The organism is Marisediminitalea oceani, assembly GCF_003731635.1.
In the GTDB taxonomy this organism is placed as follows: Bacteria; Pseudomonadota; Gammaproteobacteria; order Enterobacterales; family Alteromonadaceae; genus Alteromonas; species Alteromonas oceani.
In genome coordinates this window covers 1-19,363 of sequence record NZ_RCUA01000043.1, presented here as the reverse complement: position 1 = coordinate 19,363, position 19,363 = coordinate 1, and the positions used below count along the sequence as shown (strand labels likewise).

Here is a 19,363-nt window from a genome sequence, read left to right as displayed (position 1 = left end):
TTACGTTAACGTTAGGGTTAGGTTAAGGTGAATTTAATGTAACATTTATTTAACGTCAAATTTATAAACGTCATGGCTGACATAAAACCAAAGTCGTGTGTTTATTTTTTTATACAGGTGTAGGCTATGTGCAGTAGTAGGCTCGAGCAGGTGGTTATCTGTATTTGTTTAAATCTCAATTGAGGCAAGGAAACTATGAGTAAAGAATCTGTCGTTATTGTAGCTGCGAAACGAACTCCCATGGGCGGTTTTATGGGATCGCTGTCAACGCTGCCAGCCACTGATTTAGGCGCAGAAGCGATTAAAGCAGCATGCGGTGATGTTGATGTTGCTGCAGTAGACGAAGTCATTATGGGCTGTGTACTGCCAGCAGGTTTAGGACAATCACCCGCCAGACAGGCTTCATTGAAAGCAGAATTACCGTTATCGGCAGGCGTGGTAACCATTAACAAAGTGTGTGGTTCAGGGCTAAAAGCAGTGATGCTGGCATCCGACATGATTCAGTCGGGCAGTGCCGAAGTGATTGTTGCCGGTGGTATGGAAAGCATGAGTGGTGCGCCGTACCTGTTACCAAAAGCGCGTGGCGGCTATCGTATGGGTCATGGCAAAGTGCTTGATCACATGATGATGGACGGTCTGGAAAATGCCTACGATGGTCAGGCTATGGGCTGTTTTGCGCAGGCAACGGCCGATGCAGAAGGTCTGACTCGTGAAATGATGGATGAATTTGCGATAGGTTCATTATCAAAAGCCAACGAAGCCATTAACAGTGGCACCTTTGGTGATGAAATTGTGCCGGTAACCATTTCTACCCGCAAAGGCGATGTAGTGGTAGACATCGACGAAGGCCCTGGGTCTGCTCGTCCGGATAAAATTCCGTCGCTGCGCCCTGCGTTTAAACGCGATGGTACGGTTACTGCCGCTAACTCAAGCTCTATCTCTGATGGTGCTGCCGCGCTGTTGGTAATGAGTGAGTCTAAAGCCGCTGAACTGGGCTTAACGCCACTTGCGAAAGTGGTTGCTCACGCAACTAACTCTATTGCACCGGAAGACTTTACCGTTGCGCCGGTTGGCGCCATGGAAAAAGTGCTCGACAAAGCAGGCTGGAGCAAAGACGACGTTGATTTATTTGAAATCAACGAAGCGTTTGCCATGGTAACCATGCTGGCGATTAAAAAGCTGGGTCTGGATGAGAGCAAGGTTAATATTAAAGGCGGTGCGTGCGCGCTGGGTCACCCGATTGGTGCTTCTGGTGCCCGTATCCTGGTTACCCTGTTACACGGCCTGAAGCAAAAAGGCCTGAGTAAAGGGATTGCCTCACTGTGTATCGGTGGTGGTGAAGGTGTGGCACTGGCAGTAGAAATGTTGTAATCAGAACCGCCAATAACACAGGGCCAGCTTCAGGCGGCCCTGTGTACATTTACCAATCAGATAGTCCTGAACATTACATTGATTTTATTCGTAATTGTTTCAATGAGTTGATTTAGAGCACGCTGCAACGCATACTTGGTAAAAACAAGAATAAATGACATGGTGATGTTCAAATTACGAACAGTATTTACGCTTTGCTTTGTTATCTGCGCCGCTAGTTTTGCAGGTAAGGCAAGTGCCAGCCCAAAATCAGTAACCTACTGTATAGACCCTGCCTGGGTTCCTTACGAAATGCTCCGCAATGACAAACACGTGGGGATTTCTGCCGACTACCTCAAACTAGTGGGGGAGCTGGCTAATCTGAATTTCAAACTGGTTAAAACCGATTCATTCCGTCAGTCTCTGGAGTATGTGCAAACCGGCCGTTGTATGCTGATTTCGATGCTCAACAGTTCTGCGCACCGCAATGTATACCTTGATTTCACGGTGCCATACTTTCAGTCGCCGAATGTGTTGATTGCCCGTGATGCCAAAGTGATGTATCAGGGCCTGGAAGGGCTGAATAATCAATTGGTGGGCGTGGCAAAAGATTCTTTTCTGGCCGATTACCTGACCCGCTATTATTCGCAGCTCAGCCTGCAGTTGTTTGAGAGTGAAGGAGAAGGACTGCGAGCGTTGAGCAGTGGTGACGTTGATGTGTTTGCCGGTGCACTGCTGAGTATTAACTCAGAACTGAATAAAATGAACATGCAGGAAATGGCCATCGTCGGCTATGCCGAACCCTATAATTCCCTGCGCATGGGCGTAAACAAAGCCTACCCGGAACTGGTTGCCCGGATTAATGACGCCATTGAGCGAATTCCCGAAGCGGCCCGGGTGGATATCTATAAACGCTGGAGCAATGTAAAACGCCAGTACCATCAGGATTTTCGTTTGGCGGTGCTGGGCATTGCCTGTGTTGCGGTGATCCTGGCCACACTGTTCTGGCGGCGCAATATTATGCGCAGGTACAGTCGTGAATTACGTTCAAAGCAGGAAGAAATGGAAAACCTGCAGTCGGTATTGCTGGAAAAAAACCGCATGCTGGAGTTTTTATCCTCCCATGACACCGCCACCAATCTGTATAACCGCAATTTTATGCTGCACCGGGCAGAAGATGAGGTGTCTCGCTTTAACCGTTTCCACATCGCGGCTACGCTGATCCTGTTTGATTTTTCTACTCAGAATGTGCGGCCAAACCCCGGCGATAAACCATTCTCTGAAGAGGGCATGCGTGAGCTTGCCAGAGTATGCCTGCGCAGCGTGCGGGAAGTCGATATCGCCGGACGCTGGAGTGCTGAACAAATTATTATCCTGTGCCCGCAAACGCCCATTGCAGCATCGAAAATTCTGGCCGAGCGATTAAAGGATGCCATTGAAACGCATCCCCGGGATGACATTCGTTTATTACCATTTTCGATAGGACTGGCCGCTTTGCAGGAAGGTGAAACCTTTGCCGATTGGTATGAAAGAGCCAGTCAGGCGTTATACCTGGCGCGTCGTCATCATAGTGGTAAGGTGATGATAGCGGAGACCTGAGAGGCTTCAGGTGAGAATTAAACAGGGCAGCGATAAGCTGCCCTTTTTACTGGACTATACCAGTGGTTCGTATTTCCACTGGTGCATATCGTAGCTGACTTGCGCCCGGTCGTATTCGCGCTCGGAACGCCAGTTACGGTTGTTGAGTTTAACCGACACGCCGGAGTATAGTTTTTTGTTGGCAATTAGCCTGGCGGCTTCCTGATACTGTTGTTTGGCCTGTGCCATCTCCACTGATTTACTTTCCATCCAGGTCAGCAGATTCGACTCGTTTTTGAGCATTTCTTTAGCTTCGTCAACTTTGCTGAGTAAAGATTTGGGCACAACGCGGTTATTGATGTTGTCAATTTTCTGTTTGTGTCGTTCAGCATTGCCGCGGATCTGACGCAGCAGATCCTCAAAACTGTCTTTACGGGCCTGGAGTTGATTAAAGCCCATGCTGAAATCAATGCGCAAGGTACTGCCAGAGACTGCACCCACAGTACCCGCGATGACCGGGCCATGGCTGCTGATTTCGCAGGCAAACAGATTACCCTGAGGGTTATCCGGCTGTCCAACTACAATCTGGCCACCGGTAATGACCCGGCAATGAGCAAGCTGGCGGCCTACATTCAGGTTGCCACCACAGATAATGTCGAGTCCTTGTCCGTGTTGCAGGTAAACACTGCCGCCCGCCTGGATAGTGCAGGTATATTCGTTATGATCATCGGATTGTTTACCCATTGCCCCTTCGGTGATGATGACATCGCCATCAGCCTGAATATGAGCAGACTCGGCAAAGCCATTAACGGTGACATCACCTTTGGCTTTGACGATCATATTTTCAGTTACGTCACCATTTACCAGCACAGAACCTTCATAGGTAATATGACCGGTTCCCACGTTAACGCCCTGGCAAATAAAGGTATCGTCAACCTGCATCACCATGTTGTTGTATTTGGGCATGCCGGCAATAGTAGAGACCACCAGATTTTCATCGTGATCGCTAAGCGCGGTGCCACTGCCCAGGTTAAGTGGTACCCAGTCGCCAATTTTTGATGGCAGTACGTTGCCGCGCACATCAAAGCCATGGCGGCCTTTGCCGGGCGCTTCACGACGCAACACTTCGGCGCCGGCTTTAACGCAGACAATTTCGCCAAGGTTACGTAAATCGACCTTTTTATCAGTCTTGGCCTGAGGTTTGAGCACGCGCTCCAGCGCGTTGGGGACCAATGGCACCTGTTTAGATGAGTGGCCGTCGCGAGGCGGGAGCCCCTTGGCTATTTCACCTTCAACATGACTGCCAGGCTCTGCCTCGGCGACTCTGTCAAGTAACGCGCGAATGCGTTTGATGCCTACGCCGCGACGAATACCATTATTCTTTGCCATGATCTGGATTTGTTCAGCGCGCGGCAACTGGCCACCGTGAGGCGCTGTAAGAATGGCATAGGCGCTCATATTGTCTTCGCTAATGCGAAATTCAACTTCGGTATGGCGTCGTTCGCCAACCTGTTCGACCACCTGTTGTGAACTGTCACGGGTTTTGAACAGGTGATTTGCCTTATCACAGGCTGTTTTGATGGCATTCTCTGACAGATAGACTTCATCAAAGCCCTGTTCACACAGCGCTTTATGGACCTCTTCTGCCGAGAGTTCCTGTTCCAATTCACCGGGGGAGATGGTTAACGTTACGTTTTCCCGGTTGGTATCGAAAGAAAAATTTACACCTTGCATTGCCATTCCTGTCTGTTAGCGCTGCGCGCACGTGAACAAGTCGTCGTTATTATTATTCTATATCTGCAATTTTGGGTATTTCTGTAGCGGTTGACCCTACACAAATACTACAAATTTTGTGCGTAATCGTATAACGCTTTCAATATCGCTTTGTGCTCGTTATTTTCTGCATGTTGCATGGCCAGTTGTTCCAGCTCCAGCAGGTAAGCATCTATGGTGATACTGGCCGGAGAATCTGGCGCTGTCAATCTAAATTGGCGGTGCTGCTGCCAACGCTGGCTTTCCTCAAACGTTAGTGTATGCGGATAGTTTCTGGCCCGATAACGAAACAGCAGGGTTTTGAGTTTGGGGTTCTGCATGCGCTCAGCAAGTACGCTGAGCTGCTCCGGTTGAGCCTCTCGCACATCATCGCACCAGTGCTTCTCTTCGTTAGTTAAAAAGCCGCCGCTGTAGAGTGCGTGATCGGCATCAACTTCGCTATCTTCATGGGGCTCATTGTAAAGCTCAATCAGGGTATCCCGCCAGGCGGTATCTTCGGCCAGGCGTTTGTAATTTTCCAGGCATTGCTCACGGTCCAGGCCCAGACGATCGGCATTGCCTTCGGTCAGCGCCTTGGCGGTAGTAATAAACGGCGAACGGTTTATGTGGATAAGCTTAATCCCCGGGCGTTGCTGGCCTTCCTCAAAGCTCTCCTGGCGCGCATACAGCAGGCTACGCAGGGTTTCGGCATTCTCGTTTAAAATGGCTTGCGGATCCTTGCTTAAGTCTACGCAAATAATCGCGTTGGGGTTGGTGGGGTGCTGCGCAACAGGCAGGATCCACGTGCAACAGCCCTGACTGGCGGGGATCTTAGATGATACATGTACCAGTGGGGTGAGTTGCTGCAGGTTTATTTGTTTAATGACATGGGCTTTCTGGCGTAACGAGAAAGCATAGTCGAATAGTTTAGGCTGTTTTTCCTTTATCAGGCGGGCCAACGCAATGGTGGCACGCACATCTGCCAGGGCGTCGTGCGCCTGGCCATGGTCAATACCATTTGCTGCGGTGAGTAATTCCAGCTTAAAGCTCGGGCTGCCGTCTTCCCTCAGCGGCCACTCAATACCTTCCGGGCGGAGTGCATAACAGGCCCGAACCAGATCAATGATATCCCAGCGACTATTGCCGTTTTGCCACTCCCGGCCATAGGGGTCGTAAAAGTTTCGATAAAACATGTAGCGACTTACTTCATCGTCGAAGCGAATGCTGTTATAGCCCACCACGCAGGTGTTAGGTTCGCTCATGGCCTGATGTACTTTGGCGGCAAAATCTGCTTCTGTCATGCCGTCCCGCAGGGTGTGCTGTGGTGTCAGTTTGGTCACCAGTGCCGCCTGTGGATGGGGCAGGTAATCGTTGCTAATGCGACACATAATATTGATGGGTTTGCCCACCTCATTGAGATCCTGATCGGTGCGGATGGCAGCAAACTGACTCGGCTGGTCTTTTTGCGGGCTGACTCCCCAGGTTTCGTAATCGTGCCAGAGAAAAGTTGCAGAACTGGTAGTACTCATGGTTTAGGTCGTTTAATCCGTAACGCTTTTGCTTTTATAGCGACATCCTAACATGGTTAACCGGGGGAGAAGCCAGAAAATCCGTGTTCGGGAGGAAGTCCCGGTCTTGCAGGGTGAATGACTCTGGTACCTGCAGGCAATAGGCAGTAGAGTAAATTACACAACGATAATAAATTTTAGGAACCACTAATGTTGAATAATGTATCTGTCAAACCTCTTCTCGCTGCTTCTTTGTGCGCACTGGGTTTATCCTTTCAGGCTATGGCGGCTGACGTTGCCATTGTTATCCACGGCGGTGCCGGCACAATACTGAAAAAGAACATGACTCCCGAGCGTGAGAAAGCCTACGTTGAGAAGCTTACCGAAGCAGTTAAGAAAGGTTACGCGTTACTGCAGTCCGGGGTAGATGGTGAAACTGCAGTGGTAGAAACCATTCAGGTACTGGAGCAATCGCCACTGTTTAACGCCGGTATTGGCGCGGTGTACACATTTGACGGCGAACATGAGCTGGATGCCTCAATGATGCATGGTGGCACCTTAAACGCAGGTGCGGTAGCGGGCGTTAAAACCATCGCCAGCCCGATTGCCGCCGCACAAGCGGTGATGGAGCACTCTCCCCATGTTATGTTAAGTGGTAAAGGCGCCGAAGAATTTGCCTTGTCGCGCGGTATGGAGCCGGTTGATAACCATATTTTCGATACCGACCGTCGCTACAAAGCGCTGGAGAAAGCCCGGGAACGTATTTTAACGGGGGGCATTGCTTACGGTGGTCAGCAGGGCAACGAGCGCTTCGGTACGGTTGGCGCTGTAGTTATCGATAAGCAGGGTAACCTGGTGGCTGGTACGTCCACCGGCGGCATGACCGCCAAGCGTTATGGCCGCATTGGTGACTCGCCGGTCATTGGTGCCGGTACCTGGGCCGATAATAGTAGCTGTGCGGTATCTGCCACCGGCCATGGTGAGTATTTTATTCGCTACCACGTAGCTGCAGACATTTGTTCACGGATGAAATATACCGGTGTAAGCCTTGATGAAGCGGCCAATACAGTGATTAACGATGTGCTGGTTGAAGCCGGCGGCGATGGCGGTATTATCGCCATTGACCACGATGGCAACATTGCCGCGGTGTTTAATTCTGCCGGTATGTACCGGGCGCAAATCGATACTGACGGCAAAGTGAAAGTTGGCATCTATAAAGAATGGGTTGAGTAAAACTGATACCGGACATTAATACCTGTTAATGTCCGGTATGCCTTAAAAGGTGATACTGGTAGCGCTTCTGGGTTAATTCAGCTTGCTGAAATCACCTTTCATCCTCCTAAAATTCCCCCTTATTACGACCAAAGTAGTGTTAAGAAAAAGTTAACATTCCATCGCATTCTGAACTAGGCTTATTACAGGGCAAGACGCCCCAGAGGCTGTCTTAATAGCCGGGCAACAATGCCCCGTTATATAGCTGTAGTATGCGCTATCACCCTCTTGATAATAACAATCACGCCACAGCAGAGCGTAAGGTTTAATCGTGGCAAAGGAGGATCTATGGAATCGTTACTGGTAGGTAAATACATGAGTCAGCATCCGGTTAAGCTCACTGAGTCAATGCCGGTGGCTGAAGCGGTAGAAAAGCTACTGCAAAACAACCAGTCCGGTGGACCTGTGCTGGATAGTGCAGGGCAGTTGTGTGGCTTTTTATCCGAACAGGACTGCATCAAAGCCATGGTGGAGTCGACCTATTACCGTGAGCAAGTGTGTCGCGTGGGTGAAATCATGAAAACGCCAGTACTCACGGTGCGTGAAGATATGTCGATTCTGGAAGTGGCAGAAAAACTGCTGGTTGAAAAACCTAAGGTGTATCCGGTAGTCAACAGTGACAACAAGCTGGTAGGTTGCATTACCCGCAGTCAGATCCTGTTTGCTATCGATAAACACTTACACGCGGAATACCCCAAAACCGCCTGATAAGGCCGATAACGCCTGATTTTTACAGTGATGCTGGCTTAATAAAAGACCAGCACGCTGGCATTCGGGATATTGAGACTGGAAAAATGGCTGCGGTTCTTCTAGGATCGCTGCGTTTTTAGTTTCCGGATGTTATCTGCTTTTATGTCAAAGCCTTCGCCGATCGGTGCGTTACTCAGTCAATTGCCGCAATGTCTTATTAAAGACAGGTTTCCTATACGCCGTCAGTTACAAAAACTGGGAAAGGCTGATCTATCCAACGAGAGCAATCAGCAGCAATTGGCAAAAGTCATCGAACGTATTAATGCGTCGGTGGAAAGGTGCTCGGCCCGCCAGTCGTCTATTCCGGATATCGATTATCCGCCACTGCCGGTCAGTGACAGAAAGGATGACATCAAACAGGCCATTGCCGACAATCAGGTAGTCATCATCGCTGGTGAGACCGGCTCCGGTAAAACCACCCAGATCCCTAAAATCTGCCTGGAACTTGGCCGCGGCGTGGCCGGCACCATTGCCCACACCCAGCCGCGGCGACTGGCCGCCCGCAGCGTGGCCAACCGCATTGCCGATGAACTCAATACCACTATTGGTGATCTGGTCGGTTTTAAAATTCGCTTTTCTGATCAGGTCAGCGACAACAGTCTGGTAAAGCTGATGACTGACGGTATGCTGCTGGCAGAAATGCAGCAGGACCGTTTTCTGAATCAGTACGATACCATCATTATCGATGAGGCCCACGAGCGCAGCCTGAATATCGATTTTCTGATTGGTTATCTTAAACAACTGCTGGCCAAACGCCCGGAACTGAAAGTTATTATTACCTCAGCGACTATCGATCCTGAGCGTTTTTCGCGCTATTTCAATGATGCGCCGATTATTGAGGTGAGCGGCAGAACCTTCCCGGTAGAAGTTCGCTATCACGATCCGGAAGACGCCGAGGATGATGCCGACCAGGTGGAGCGGATCATCCACGCGGTAGACGAGCTTATGCGCGAACCACCGGGTGACATTCTGGTGTTTTTAAGCGGTGAGCGTGAAATTCGCGATGCGCAGGATGCGCTGAGTCGCCGCCAGTACCGGCACACCGAAATTATTCCCTTGTATGCAAGATTGTCGGCTTCTGAGCAACAGCGGATCTTTCAGTCGCACAGCGGGCGGCGCATTGTGCTGTCTACTAACGTTGCCGAAACCTCGCTAACAGTGCCGGGCATTAAATATGTTATCGACCCGGGCACGGCTCGAATATCCCGCTACAGCGCGCGCAGTAAAGTACAGCGCCTGCCCATTGAGCCTATTTCCCAGGCATCAGCGAATCAGCGGGCCGGTCGATGCGGCCGGGTCTCTGAAGGTATCTGTATTCGTTTGTATTCCGAGCAGGATTACGACAACCGGCCGGCATTTACCGATCCGGAAATTCTGCGTACCAATCTGGCCTCAGTTATTCTGCAAATGGCCAGTCTGGGGTTGGGTGACATCAACCAGTTTGATTTTGTGCAGCCGCCGGACAGTCGTCAGATCAACGATGGTTTTCGCTTGCTGGAAGAAATTGAAGCCATTACCCGCAAAAAGGGGCGGGTAGCGTTAACCAAACTGGGTAGACAGATATCCCGCCTGCCGGTCGATCCACGCTATGCCCGAATGGTGGTGGCCGCCGGTGAGTTTAACGCGCTGATGGAAGTGATGGTGATTGCCGCCGGATTATCCATTCAGGACCCCCGTGAGCGCCCTCAGGATAAACGGGCGCAGGCCGATGAGGCGCACAGTGAATTTGCCGATAAAGACTCCGACTTTATTGCTCTTTGGAACTTATGGGTAGCCTTCAGGGAGCAACAAAAAGCACTGTCGAACAGCCAGTTGCGTAAATGGTGCCATGGCCATTTCATCAATTACCTGCGTATGCGCGAATGGCAGGACATCGTTAGCCAGTTACGTAAGTCTGTTGCTGAAATCGATTTGCGAATTACCAGTCAGGCCGCCGATTATCAGGCCATCCATCAGGCCTTGTGTAGCGGTTTGTTATCCCATGTGGGCATGAAAGACAAAGACCGGGAATACCTTGGTGCGCGCAATACCAAATTTATGATCTTTCCCGGCTCAGGGCTCGCTAAAGCCAATCCCAAATGGATTGTGGCAGCCGAGCTGGTGGAAACGTCCAAGCTGTTCGGCCGTATGGTAGCCAAAATTGAACCGCAGTGGCTGGAATCGCTGGGTGAGCATCTGGTGAAACGCAATTACGCTGAACCGCACTGGTCGAAAAAACGTGGTGCAGTGACAGCCAGCGAGCGGGTGACCTTATTTGGCCTGCCGATTGTGGCGCAGCGTTATGTGACTTACAGCCAGATAGATCCGGCCACCTGTCATCAGCTGTTTATCCGTGAAGCACTGGTTAATGGCGAGACAAAGCTGCGCTATGCCTTTTTAGAGGATAATCAGGCGTTACTTGAACTCGCCGATGGCTGGGAGCAGAAAACCCGGCGTCGGGATCTTATGGTCGACGAACAAATCCTGGTGGATTTTTACGCCGATAAACTGCCGGTTGAAGTGAATAACGACGCCGCGTTTAAAAAGTGGTTAAAGCAGCAGTCCTCTACCGACTTTTTACGCCTGACCGAGCAGGATGTGTTTCGCGAGCAACCCGGCACCTCGGCGGCTAATGCGTTTCCGGACGTCTGGCAACAAGGCAATATTACTCTGCCGCTGAACTATCATTTTGAGCCTAACGCCGAAGACGATGGCGTGACGGTAAGCATCCCTTTACCGCTGCTTAATCAGGTGGTGGAAGACGGCTTTGACTGGCAGGTCCCGGGACTTCGCGAAGAGCGGGTGGTCCAGCTGATTAAAAGCCTGCCGAAACGTTTGCGGCGTAACTTTGTGCCTGCGCCAAATTACGCCCAGGCGGCACTGGCTGATATGCGCATGCAGGAAGAAAAGTCCGGTAAGCCAATTAAGCTGCTTGATGCACTGACCACCAAGTTGCTAAGAATGACCGGGGTGAGGGTAGAGCCGGAAGACTGGCAACCGGAGCAGCTGGACAAGCACCTGATCATGCATTTTGCTGTGGTGGATGCTGATAACAACGTACTTGGCCGCGGCGATGATTTACAAGCCTTGAAAGACCGTCTGCAGGGGCGGGTAAAAGAAACCTTTGAGCAGGCTGCTACGCCGGAACTTGAGCGTAAGGATATCACCAGCTGGGATTTCGATACGCTGCCAGCCAGCTTTACCCAAAAGCACGGTGGCTTTGAGGTACAGGCCTATCCCGCGCTGGTTAATCATAATGGCCGGGTAGACATCGAGCTGATTGCCGAGCAGGAAAAAGCTAACGCACTGCATCAACAGGGGCTGAATCGCTTGTTGATGCTGGGTATGCCTTCGCCGGTGAATTATCTGGAGCAGAAGCTGCCAAACAAAGCCAAACTGGGGCTGTACTTTAACCCCTTTGGCCAGATTAAAGCGCTTATTGATGATTGCATTCTGGCTGGCATCGACGCGCTCAGCCACGAATTTCAGGCAAAGCACGAGCTGGTCATTCGCGATAAAGAAAGCTTCGACCGGTGCCTCGATCACGTGCGGGCCAACATCAACGAGTCGGTGCTGGCCATTGCTCAGCAGGTAGAAACCGGTCTGACGCTGGCCCATCAGTGTCAGAAGAAAATGAAAGGCAAGGTGTCGCTGGACATGGTGGCTGGCCTTAACCACATTAAACAACATCTGGGGACGCTGGTGTACCCGGGCTTTGTGGCCGAGGTGGGCTTTGCCCGGCTGGCCGATTGGAACCGCTACATTAAGGCACTGGCCCGCAGGCTGGAAAAGCTGCCGGTCGACCCGAATCGTGACCGCTTACAACAAATAACGCTGGATAAAGTTGAGCAGGCCTATGCGGCAGTACTCAATAAATACCATGCCGACAAAGTGCCTGCCGAACTGGCTGAGGTGCGCTGGATGATTGAGGAGCTGAGGGTTTCGCTGTTTGCCCAGCAGCTGGGTACGGCTTATCCAATTTCAGCTAAACGGGTGTTAAGCGTACTGGAAGCGTATTAAAAATCTTTCTGAGCGGCATAGAAACCAACAAATAACGTTATTTTAAACTTAACCCTCGGGACTGGCCTGAAATTACATTGACAACTCACGGATGTCACCCTATAAACTTGTTAGTAGTAAGGCAGTTTTGCCTTCCCATTTGCAGTTGAGGTGAGAGGAGAAGTAAGTAAATGTTAGGATACGATGATAAACGCAACTTTTTCAGGATGATGGTTAACTCTCCGTGTCAGTTACAAATAATCGATGATGAGTCGAGCCGGACGCTTCAGGCGGTATGTAAGGATATCAGCGCAACCGGTATGTCGTTGGAAGTTGATGAGCCATCAATTGAAGTCGGCACGCAGGTAAGCGTTAGCATCGATTCAACCAGTTCACAGATACCGTCGTTATCAGCGGTGGCTAAAGTGGTGCGTTGCGTACCCGAGTCTGATAGCAGTTGTATTGTGGGTGTTGAAATTTCTGAGATGAAATAAGTTACGGTGATCTGGTTAAGCGCTACCTCTGGCGGGCAGCGCTGGGACTCGTATGCTTCTTTTATTGCTTATCTGCTACAAAACCACACAAACTAACCCTTTCAGGTAATAGCCTTCCGGATAATTCAGACCAACCGGATGATCGGGCGCCTGCGACAAATGCTCTAGTATTTGCACTCGTCGACCGGCATCCAGTGCCGCATCTGCAACAATTTTCTGAAACAGCGACTGCTCCATTAAGCCCGAACAGCTGAACGTCAGCAAAATACCGCCAGGTTTAACCGCGTGAATGCCATACATATTGATATCCTTGTAGCCCCGGCAGGCCCGTTTAAGCGACGCTTTGCTGTCGACAAACTTAGGCGGATCGAGGATCACCATATCAAATTGCTGTTGCTTACTATGGTAATTGCGCAGCACCTCAAAAACATCGCCTTTTACCTGGCTACACTGCTCGGCGGCAAAACCATTGAGCTCAATATGGCGACTGGCCATATCCAGTGCCGGTTGCGACACGTCTACGTTGGTCACGTGTGACGCTCCGCCGTTAAGGGCGTAACAGGCAAAGGTGCCGGTATAACTAAAACAGTTCAGTACGCTGGCCTGCTGCGCATAGCGACTGGCGGCTAAACGGTTTTCGCGCTGGTCGAGATAAAAGCCGGTTTTATGGCCGGTATGCGGGTTTACCAGGATTTTTACGCCGTGCTCAACAATTTCTACTTCGTCGGGAATATCGCCGTGCAGAGGCTGAATAAGCGGCTCAAGCCCTTCCTTACTTCTTACATCCACATCGCTGCGTTCAAAGATTGCCACGTCCGGCAACAACTTTTGTAAAGCCCAGACAATCTTACTGCGATGTTTATCGGCCCCGGCACTAAGTAATTGCAGCACTGCCAGGTTGTTATATAAATCTATAGTAACGCCGGGTAACCCATCAGACTCGGCGGCAACCAGCCGGCAGGCATTGGTATTTGCCTGTTGCATAAGGCGCTGGCGGAGCTGCCAGGCCTGCTCGATACGGCGCAGAAAAAACGCGTTATCGATGACTTCCTGCTGGTCGAATGTCCAGATACGCACACGGATCTGGGAAGCCGGGGAATAGGCGCCACGGCCCAACCATGAACCGTCAGCGGCCACTACGTCTACCGTATCACCGCTGCGGCAGCGACCTTTCACATTAGCCACTGCACCATCGAATACCCAGGGGTGATGACGTTTAAGCGATTTCTCGCGACCTTCTTGTAATATAACGGTAGCAGGCATACTCTGACATTCTTCTTAAGTTCGACCGGCGCGCAGTATACTGGTTATTGCCGTTCACTGCACGGCCAGGTTTAGTTGCCACAGGACGGGCTATGTCTGCTTCTGCCATTAGTATCACCAATCATTTACATGAAATGGATTTTCAAACCATTCATGAGTTTATCCGTAACAGTTACTGGGCGAAAAACATCCCGGTGGCAACATTACATAAAGCACTGCAAAATTCGCTGTGTTTTGCGGCCCTCGATGCACAGCAAAACACCGTAGGCTTTGCCCGCATGGTCACTGACAAAGCCACTTTTGGTTATCTGTCTGATGTATTTGTACTACCTGAATGGCGCGGTCGCGGCGTAAGCCGTGAAATACTCGATGCGGTAGTTGCCCATCCTGATTTACAAGGGCTCAGACGATTTATGCTGGCCACCAAAGACGCCCATGATTTATACAAAAAATACGGCTTTTCACCGGTGGAAGACGCCAGTCCGTTAATGCAAATCTGGCAGCCGGATATTTATCAACAATGAGTGTTTTCATGCAATTTATTCAACATACCGAAGGTAACATGGAGTCGGGTTTATCATTGCAAACCACTGAGTTACCTGTTCCTACAACGACTCAGGTGCTGGTTAAAGTAGCCGCGTTTGCGGTTAATCGCGCCGATTTACTGCAGCGCGCCGGCCATTATCCGCCGCCTAAAGGTGAAAGCCCAATTTTAGGGCTGGAAGTGAGCGGTGTTATTGAGTCGGTGGGCGAAGCGGTAACTGACTGGCAGCCCGGGCAGCGGGTATGCGCCATTGTCTCAGGTGGTGGTTACGCTGAATATGTGGCTATTGAGGCCAATCATCTGATGGCCGTTCCGGAAGCGCTGTCTGATACCGAAGCAGCCGGTTTAAGTGAAGTGTTCTTAACCGCTTATCAGGCCCTGCGCTGGGTTGGGCAGATAGATAATGGCCAGAAAGCGTTAATACACGCGGGCGCCAGCGGAGTAGGGCTTGCTGCCCTGCAACTGTGTAAGCTGTGGAATATCAGCACGGCGACTACCGCTTCGTCGGCACAGAAACTGGCCGTTTGTGAAGCGGCCGGGGCCGAATTACTGGTGAACTATAAGCAGCAAGACTTTGTAGATGAGCTCAAATCGCACTGGCCTGAGGGCGTTAATATGGTGCTGGACATGGTGGCAGGCGATTACCTGAACCGGAATCTTAAAGTGCTCGCCACTGATGGCTCAGTGGTGTACCTGGCCATGATGGCCGGACGCTTTGCCGATAAACTTGATATGGCGCTGTTATTAGGTAAACGAGCCAGTGTGCGCGGCACCACCTTGCGTAGTCGCGACAATGATTATAAAGCCCGACTGACAGAAGCTTTCAGCCGCGACTGTTTGCCGGCTTTTAGTACCGGTGAATTAAAAGTACCGCTTGATACGGTCTATACAGTGAATGAAGTCGAGCAGGCGCATCAACAGGTGCTGAATAACAACACCAGCGGTAAGGTTGTCATCAGCTGGTAGTTCAGCGCTGAGACTGGTTATTCAGGTGCTTGCGACTTCGAGCTTAATGTGAATTTTCAGGAGACGTTATGAGTGAACAATATGTCCCGCCTAAGGTCTGGGTAAATGACGCAGCCGGTGGCAATAAGTGGGCGAACATCAACAGCCCGGAATCCGGTGCCCGTTTTGAGCGGGAACTACCGATAGGCGAACATCCGCTGCAGCTTTACTCGCTGGGTACACCCAATGGCCAGAAAGTAACTATCATGCTGGAAGAGCTACTGGCGGCCGGGGTAACTGCGGCAGAGTATGATGCTTTTCTGATAAATATTGGTGAGTCCGATCAGTTTTCATCGGGCTTTGTGGCGGTGAATCCGAATTCAAAAATTCCAGCACTGGTAGATAAGTCCGGTGAAAACGAGGTTAACGTGTTTGAATCGGCGTCGATTTTGGTTTATCTGGCAGAGAAGTTTGGCAAGTTCCTGCCAACAGAAGGCCTGGCCAGAACCCAAACCTTAAACTGGCTGTTCTGGGCACAGGGTTCGGCACCGTTTCTAGGTGGCGGTTTCGGCCATTTTTATGCCTATGCCGATGAGAAACAGGAATACCCGATTAATCGCTTTGCCATGGAAGCGAAACGTCAGTTGGATGTGCTGGATAAGCATCTGGCGCAGAATACCTATATAGCGGGTGATGAATACACTATCGCTGATATGGCTATCTGGCCCTGGTATGGCTGTTTGGCTCTGGGTTATCTGTATAACGCCGCTGAGTTTCTGCAGGTTCACACCTATACTCATGTAAGGCGCTGGGCCGGGCAGGTTGAGGCTCGTGAAGCGGTGCAGCGTGGCCGCATTGTTAATCGCACATTTGGTGAGGAGTGGGAGCAGCTTCGGGAGCGTCATGAGGCTGCGGATATTGATGCCGTGCTGGCTAATAAGCCGGCTTAAGATGCCTTACATAAGCGCCCTGAACCGGGCGCTTTTTTGTGGATCACGAGTTATAACCGGTATCTTCTTTGGTAGGTGATTCTGCAGCGTTACGGGCTAAATCATCGCAGCGTTCGTTTTCCGGGTGGCCACTGTGACCTTTTACCCAGTGCCAGTTGACTTCATGTTGCTGGATTACCTCATCGAGGGCCTGCCACAGGTCGGCATTCTTTACCGGCTTTTTATCTTTGGTACGCCAGCCATTGCGCCGCCAGTTATGGATCCACTGGTTGATACCGTTCTTTACATACTGGCTGTCGGTGGTGAGTTCCACCTGGCAGGGTTTAGTCAGCAATTTGAGCGCTTCAATGGTGGCCAGTAGTTCCATGCGGTTGTTAGTGGTTAGCGTAAACCCTTCGCTGATCTCTTTACGGTGCTTGCCATAAATTAAGATTGCACCATAGCCGCCAGGGCCGGGATTGCCTAAACAAGAGCCGTCGGTATAAATATGCACAGATTGTTGGGCCACGGATTCTCCTTTTTTTAACCTCAAGCGTGGTCACTTGGCAGTGGCTTGGTATACTACCGCAATCAGCAATAAGATAAGAGTGGTTTATGCGTCAAATTGTACTGGATACGGAAACAACGGGTATTAATCCAAAAGAAGGCCACCGGATCATCGAAATAGGGTGTGTGGAAGTGATCAATCGCCGTCTTACGGGCAATCATTTTCATGTTTACATTAACCCTAAGCGCGAAATTGAACAGGAAGCCATAGAGGTTCACGGTATTACCAACGAATTTCTGGCTGATAAGCCGGTATTTGCCGATGTGGCCAGTGAGTTTATAGAGTTTATCCGCGGCGGCCAGTTAGTTATTCATAACGCGCCCTTCGACGTGGGCTTTATGGATCACGAGTTCGCTATGCATGGCCCCACCGCGAGCGTAAAAACCAAAGAAATTTGCGGCGTGCTGGATACCCTGGTACTGGCCCGTGATATGCACCCCGGGCAAAAGAACAACCTGGATGCGCTGTGTAAGCGTTATGGTATCGACAACAGCCATCGTGAACTGCACGGTGCATTACTGGATGCCGAAATCCTGGCCGACGTGTACCTGATGATGACCGGTGGACAGACCGATCTGAATCTTAGTGGTAACAATCAGGCCAATTCTGGTGGTGCTGAGGTGATCCGCCGAATTCCCCGTAATGGAAAAAAATTAAAGGTTATTCAAGCTACTGCCGATGAATTAACACAGCATGAGGCGCGTCTGGACCTGGTACAAAATCCAATCTGGCGCCAGTAAACCGGTGAAATTTGCCAACACAGGGCTAATTGGGTGAGCAGAGCATTACTGATAATTTTGAGTGTAGCACTGGCCTTTACGGTTAGTGCCCGGCAGGCTGCAGAGCAGGGCGCTGAGCCAACGCCTGAGGCTTCCGCTGAGCAAGCCGAGAGTGAATCACCCATTGCGCTGATTGGTAACGATTATGAAAATGGTATTAAGCTGCTGCAAAACCGTTTTCGCATCGATCACAATGTTAAGGAAGTCACCATGGTGTTCTTCCGGGAATACGGCTCTGCGCCCGTGGTGCTGGTTCGCCCGGATGGCTCCAAAATATTCCAGTCGCAGGTAGAAGGTGAGGACATCTTCTGGTTCGATTCTGATACCTACGACATGATCAGCATTAAAAATCCAGTGCCCGGCCCCTGGCAGGCGGTGGGGCAGATTGTTGAAGGCAGCCGCGTGATGGTGCTATCTGACATTGCCTTGCACGCTGAGCCCTTACCACCCATTTTATTTTCCGGTGAAATTCTCAAACAAACGGCCTACCTGACCAACGGCGATAAGCCCATCGATTACAGCCAGTTTCGTGACGTGGTTGAGCTGACCATTGATTTGGTGAGCACAAACAACCCGAATTACGATAACTTCGGTGCCGACGACCAGCAAATTGCCACGTTCGAAGATAATGGCCGAGGCATGGATGAGGCGCCGCTGGATGGTGTGTTTACCGGTCAGTTTAATCTGAATGTACCGGCTGGTGAGTGGCAACCGGTTTTTCGGGTTACCACGCCTATGTTTACCCGTGAACAGGTCGACCCGCCACTCAGACTTTACCCTAACCCGGTTAAAATAGACGTTGAACTCGACGGCGGCGGTAACGATTATCACAAATTGCTGATCGACGTAGACCGTGACCTGGTGGATATAAACACCTTGCTGGTAGACGGCAAAGTGCGTTACCCCAATGCCGACGTGCGCAACTTTTCGCTCACTGAGTTGGGCGGCGATGTACGCGAATACCTCATCATTGCCTACGATTACGGTATTTTCAGGGTAAAAATGACCGCTTATGGTAAAACCGTCAACGGCCGTGATTTTATTCTGGATGTGCCGGAATTCACCTTTTTAGTGGCCGAACCTGAATTACCCGAGCCTGAGGTTACCGAATCGGCCGCCGACAACAACGTGGATGAAGTTATTCCCGAGCCGCAGGTTACCACCGAAGAAGAAGAGGGCATGGACGACGACACCCTGATGATGTGGCTGATCATTGTTAATGGCAGTATTGTTGGCGTTGGGCTACTCGGTGCTGTTGTGGTTATCTTCCTGAAGCGTCGTAAAGGCAAGGGAAGTGCACAGCCAGCTAAAGCAAAGGCTGATGCGAAAGCCGCAGCTAAACCTGCCGAGGCGGCCAGGCCGGGTTTGTTAGGCGGTCTGCTGGGTAAGTTTAAAAAGCCTAAAGAATAACCTGCATGCGCCGGTTTTGCTGGCTTTTCGGCCAACGTGGCGAATTATCAGGCAAACGATCCAAAGAATGACATTTTCGTGAAAAAAACCGTTGACTCCTTTCGGGGTAATACGTATCATCTGCGCCGCAGTGAGGGACAGGTTAATGCACTTACCCAAGTAACTTGCTGAAATGATTGAAAATGTGGAGCGGTAGTTCAGTTGGTTAGAATACCGGCCTGTCACGCCGGGGGTCGCGGGTTC

General features: G+C 50.7%; 16 protein-coding genes. 11 read left to right on the top strand and 5 right to left on the bottom strand.

Annotated elements, in window-relative coordinates:
* Nucleotides 1-195: 195 nt before the first annotated feature.
* Nucleotides 196-1,371 (top strand): thiolase family protein, encoded by a 1,176-nt coding sequence (locus tag D9T21_RS13210; protein ID WP_123325449.1) that lies wholly within the window; start codon nt 196-198, stop codon nt 1,369-1,371.
* Nucleotides 1,372-1,530: 159 nt separating this feature from the next.
* Nucleotides 1,531-2,949 (top strand): transporter substrate-binding domain-containing diguanylate cyclase, encoded by a 1,419-nt coding sequence (locus D9T21_RS13205; protein WP_123325448.1) that lies wholly within the window; start codon nt 1,531-1,533, stop codon nt 2,947-2,949.
* Nucleotides 2,950-3,003: 54 nt separating this feature from the next.
* On the opposite strand, the gene D9T21_RS13200 is transcribed toward D9T21_RS13205, so the two are convergent.
* Nucleotides 3,004-4,662, bottom strand: a complete 1,659-nt coding sequence (locus tag D9T21_RS13200; RefSeq protein ID WP_123325447.1) for a DUF342 domain-containing protein — start codon at nt 4,660-4,662, stop codon at nt 3,004-3,006.
* Nucleotides 4,663-4,769: 107 nt separating this feature from the next.
* Nucleotides 4,770-6,209 carry an exodeoxyribonuclease I gene (gene sbcB, locus D9T21_RS13195; protein WP_123325446.1) on the bottom strand — a complete coding sequence of 480 codons (1,440 nt, stop codon included), beginning with the start codon at nt 6,207-6,209 and terminating at the stop codon, nt 4,770-4,772.
* A 189-nt stretch (nt 6,210-6,398) separates the two neighbouring features.
* Here sbcB and D9T21_RS13190 point away from each other — a divergent pair, with 189 nt between their 5' ends.
* The 4 genes from D9T21_RS13190 to D9T21_RS13175 all read left to right on the top strand — a co-directional run bounded on the left by D9T21_RS13190 (nt 6,399) and on the right by D9T21_RS13175 (nt 12,682).
* Complete coding sequence (locus tag D9T21_RS13190) at nt 6,399-7,421, top strand: isoaspartyl peptidase/L-asparaginase family protein (protein WP_123325445.1); 1,023 nt, start codon at nt 6,399-6,401, stop codon at nt 7,419-7,421.
* Between the two features lie 327 nt (nt 7,422-7,748).
* On the top strand, nt 7,749-8,168 hold the full coding sequence (locus D9T21_RS13185; RefSeq protein ID WP_105935861.1) for a CBS domain-containing protein: 420 nt from the start codon (nt 7,749-7,751) through the stop codon (nt 8,166-8,168).
* A 144-nt stretch (nt 8,169-8,312) separates the two neighbouring features.
* The gene (gene hrpA / locus D9T21_RS13180) at nt 8,313-12,209 is read left to right on the top strand and encodes an ATP-dependent RNA helicase HrpA (RefSeq protein WP_123325512.1); all 3,897 of its coding nucleotides are present in this window, start codon (nt 8,313-8,315) and stop codon (nt 12,207-12,209) included.
* Between the two features lie 170 nt (nt 12,210-12,379).
* Nucleotides 12,380-12,682, top strand: a complete 303-nt coding sequence (locus D9T21_RS13175; RefSeq protein ID WP_105935860.1) for a PilZ domain-containing protein — start codon at nt 12,380-12,382, stop codon at nt 12,680-12,682.
* Between the two features lie 75 nt (nt 12,683-12,757).
* On the opposite strand, the gene D9T21_RS13170 is transcribed toward D9T21_RS13175, so the two are convergent.
* The gene (locus D9T21_RS13170; protein ID WP_123325444.1) at nt 12,758-13,945 is read right to left on the bottom strand and encodes a class I SAM-dependent rRNA methyltransferase; all 1,188 of its coding nucleotides are present in this window, start codon (nt 13,943-13,945) and stop codon (nt 12,758-12,760) included.
* Nucleotides 13,946-14,037: 92 nt separating this feature from the next.
* Here D9T21_RS13170 and D9T21_RS13165 point away from each other — a divergent pair, with 92 nt between their 5' ends.
* From D9T21_RS13165 to yghU, 3 genes are all read left to right on the top strand, one after another.
* Nucleotides 14,038-14,469 carry a GNAT family N-acetyltransferase gene (locus tag D9T21_RS13165; RefSeq protein WP_123325443.1) on the top strand — a complete coding sequence of 144 codons (432 nt, stop codon included), beginning with the start codon at nt 14,038-14,040 and terminating at the stop codon, nt 14,467-14,469.
* A gap of 8 nt (nt 14,470-14,477) precedes the next feature.
* Nucleotides 14,478-15,455 carry an NAD(P)H-quinone oxidoreductase gene (locus D9T21_RS13160; protein WP_241155710.1) on the top strand — a complete coding sequence of 326 codons (978 nt, stop codon included), beginning with the start codon at nt 14,478-14,480 and terminating at the stop codon, nt 15,453-15,455.
* 68 nt (nt 15,456-15,523) lie between these two features.
* Entirely contained in the window at nt 15,524-16,384 is an 861-nt protein-coding gene (gene yghU / locus D9T21_RS13155; RefSeq protein ID WP_123325441.1) for a glutathione-dependent disulfide-bond oxidoreductase, read from the top strand.
* Between the two features lie 43 nt (nt 16,385-16,427).
* Here the strand turns inward: yghU and rnhA are convergent, their stop codons facing one another.
* A complete protein-coding gene (gene rnhA, locus D9T21_RS13150; RefSeq protein WP_123325440.1) occupies nt 16,428-16,892 on the bottom strand; it encodes a ribonuclease HI in 465 nt (154 codons plus the stop codon).
* Between the two features lie 86 nt (nt 16,893-16,978).
* Here rnhA and dnaQ point away from each other — a divergent pair, with 86 nt between their 5' ends.
* Both dnaQ and D9T21_RS13140 read left to right on the top strand, forming a co-directional pair.
* Nucleotides 16,979-17,671 (top strand): DNA polymerase III subunit epsilon, encoded by a 693-nt coding sequence (gene dnaQ / locus D9T21_RS13145; protein WP_123325439.1) that lies wholly within the window; start codon nt 16,979-16,981, stop codon nt 17,669-17,671.
* A gap of 33 nt (nt 17,672-17,704) precedes the next feature.
* A complete protein-coding gene (locus tag D9T21_RS13140; protein WP_206427270.1) occupies nt 17,705-19,120 on the top strand; it encodes a TIGR03503 family protein in 1,416 nt (471 codons plus the stop codon).
* On the opposite strand, the gene D9T21_RS22875 is transcribed toward D9T21_RS13140, so the two are convergent.
* Nucleotides 19,079-19,363 (bottom strand): hypothetical protein (locus D9T21_RS22875; RefSeq protein ID WP_206427269.1); only part of this gene is annotated, 285 nt, incomplete at its 5' end. The two genes, D9T21_RS13140 and D9T21_RS22875, sit on opposite strands and share 42 nt — an antisense overlap.

Bases quoted from the DNA above. Each gene is read 5' to 3' on its own strand.
- D9T21_RS13170 (WP_123325444.1), bottom strand. From the start codon at position 13,945: ATGCCTGCTACCGTTATATTACAAGAAGGTCGCGAGAAATCGCTTAAA.
- D9T21_RS13165 (WP_123325443.1), top strand. From the start codon at position 14,038: ATGTCTGCTTCTGCCATTAGTATCACCAATCATTTACATGAAATGGAT.
- D9T21_RS13190 (WP_123325445.1), top strand. From the start codon at position 6,399: ATGTTGAATAATGTATCTGTCAAACCTCTTCTCGCTGCTTCTTTGTGC.
- hrpA (WP_123325512.1), top strand. From the start codon at position 8,313: ATGTCAAAGCCTTCGCCGATCGGTGCGTTACTCAGTCAATTGCCGCAA.
- D9T21_RS13200 (WP_123325447.1), bottom strand. From the start codon at position 4,662: ATGCAAGGTGTAAATTTTTCTTTCGATACCAACCGGGAAAACGTAACG.
- dnaQ (WP_123325439.1), top strand. From the start codon at position 16,979: ATGCGTCAAATTGTACTGGATACGGAAACAACGGGTATTAATCCAAAA.
- D9T21_RS13205 (WP_123325448.1), top strand. From the start codon at position 1,531: ATGGTGATGTTCAAATTACGAACAGTATTTACGCTTTGCTTTGTTATC.
- D9T21_RS13185 (WP_105935861.1), top strand. From the start codon at position 7,749: ATGGAATCGTTACTGGTAGGTAAATACATGAGTCAGCATCCGGTTAAG.
- D9T21_RS13160 (WP_241155710.1), top strand. From the start codon at position 14,478: ATGCAATTTATTCAACATACCGAAGGTAACATGGAGTCGGGTTTATCA.
- D9T21_RS13175 (WP_105935860.1), top strand. From the start codon at position 12,380: ATGTTAGGATACGATGATAAACGCAACTTTTTCAGGATGATGGTTAAC.
- sbcB (WP_123325446.1), bottom strand. From the start codon at position 6,209: ATGAGTACTACCAGTTCTGCAACTTTTCTCTGGCACGATTACGAAACC.
- D9T21_RS13210 (WP_123325449.1), top strand. From the start codon at position 196: ATGAGTAAAGAATCTGTCGTTATTGTAGCTGCGAAACGAACTCCCATG.
- yghU (WP_123325441.1), top strand. From the start codon at position 15,524: ATGAGTGAACAATATGTCCCGCCTAAGGTCTGGGTAAATGACGCAGCC.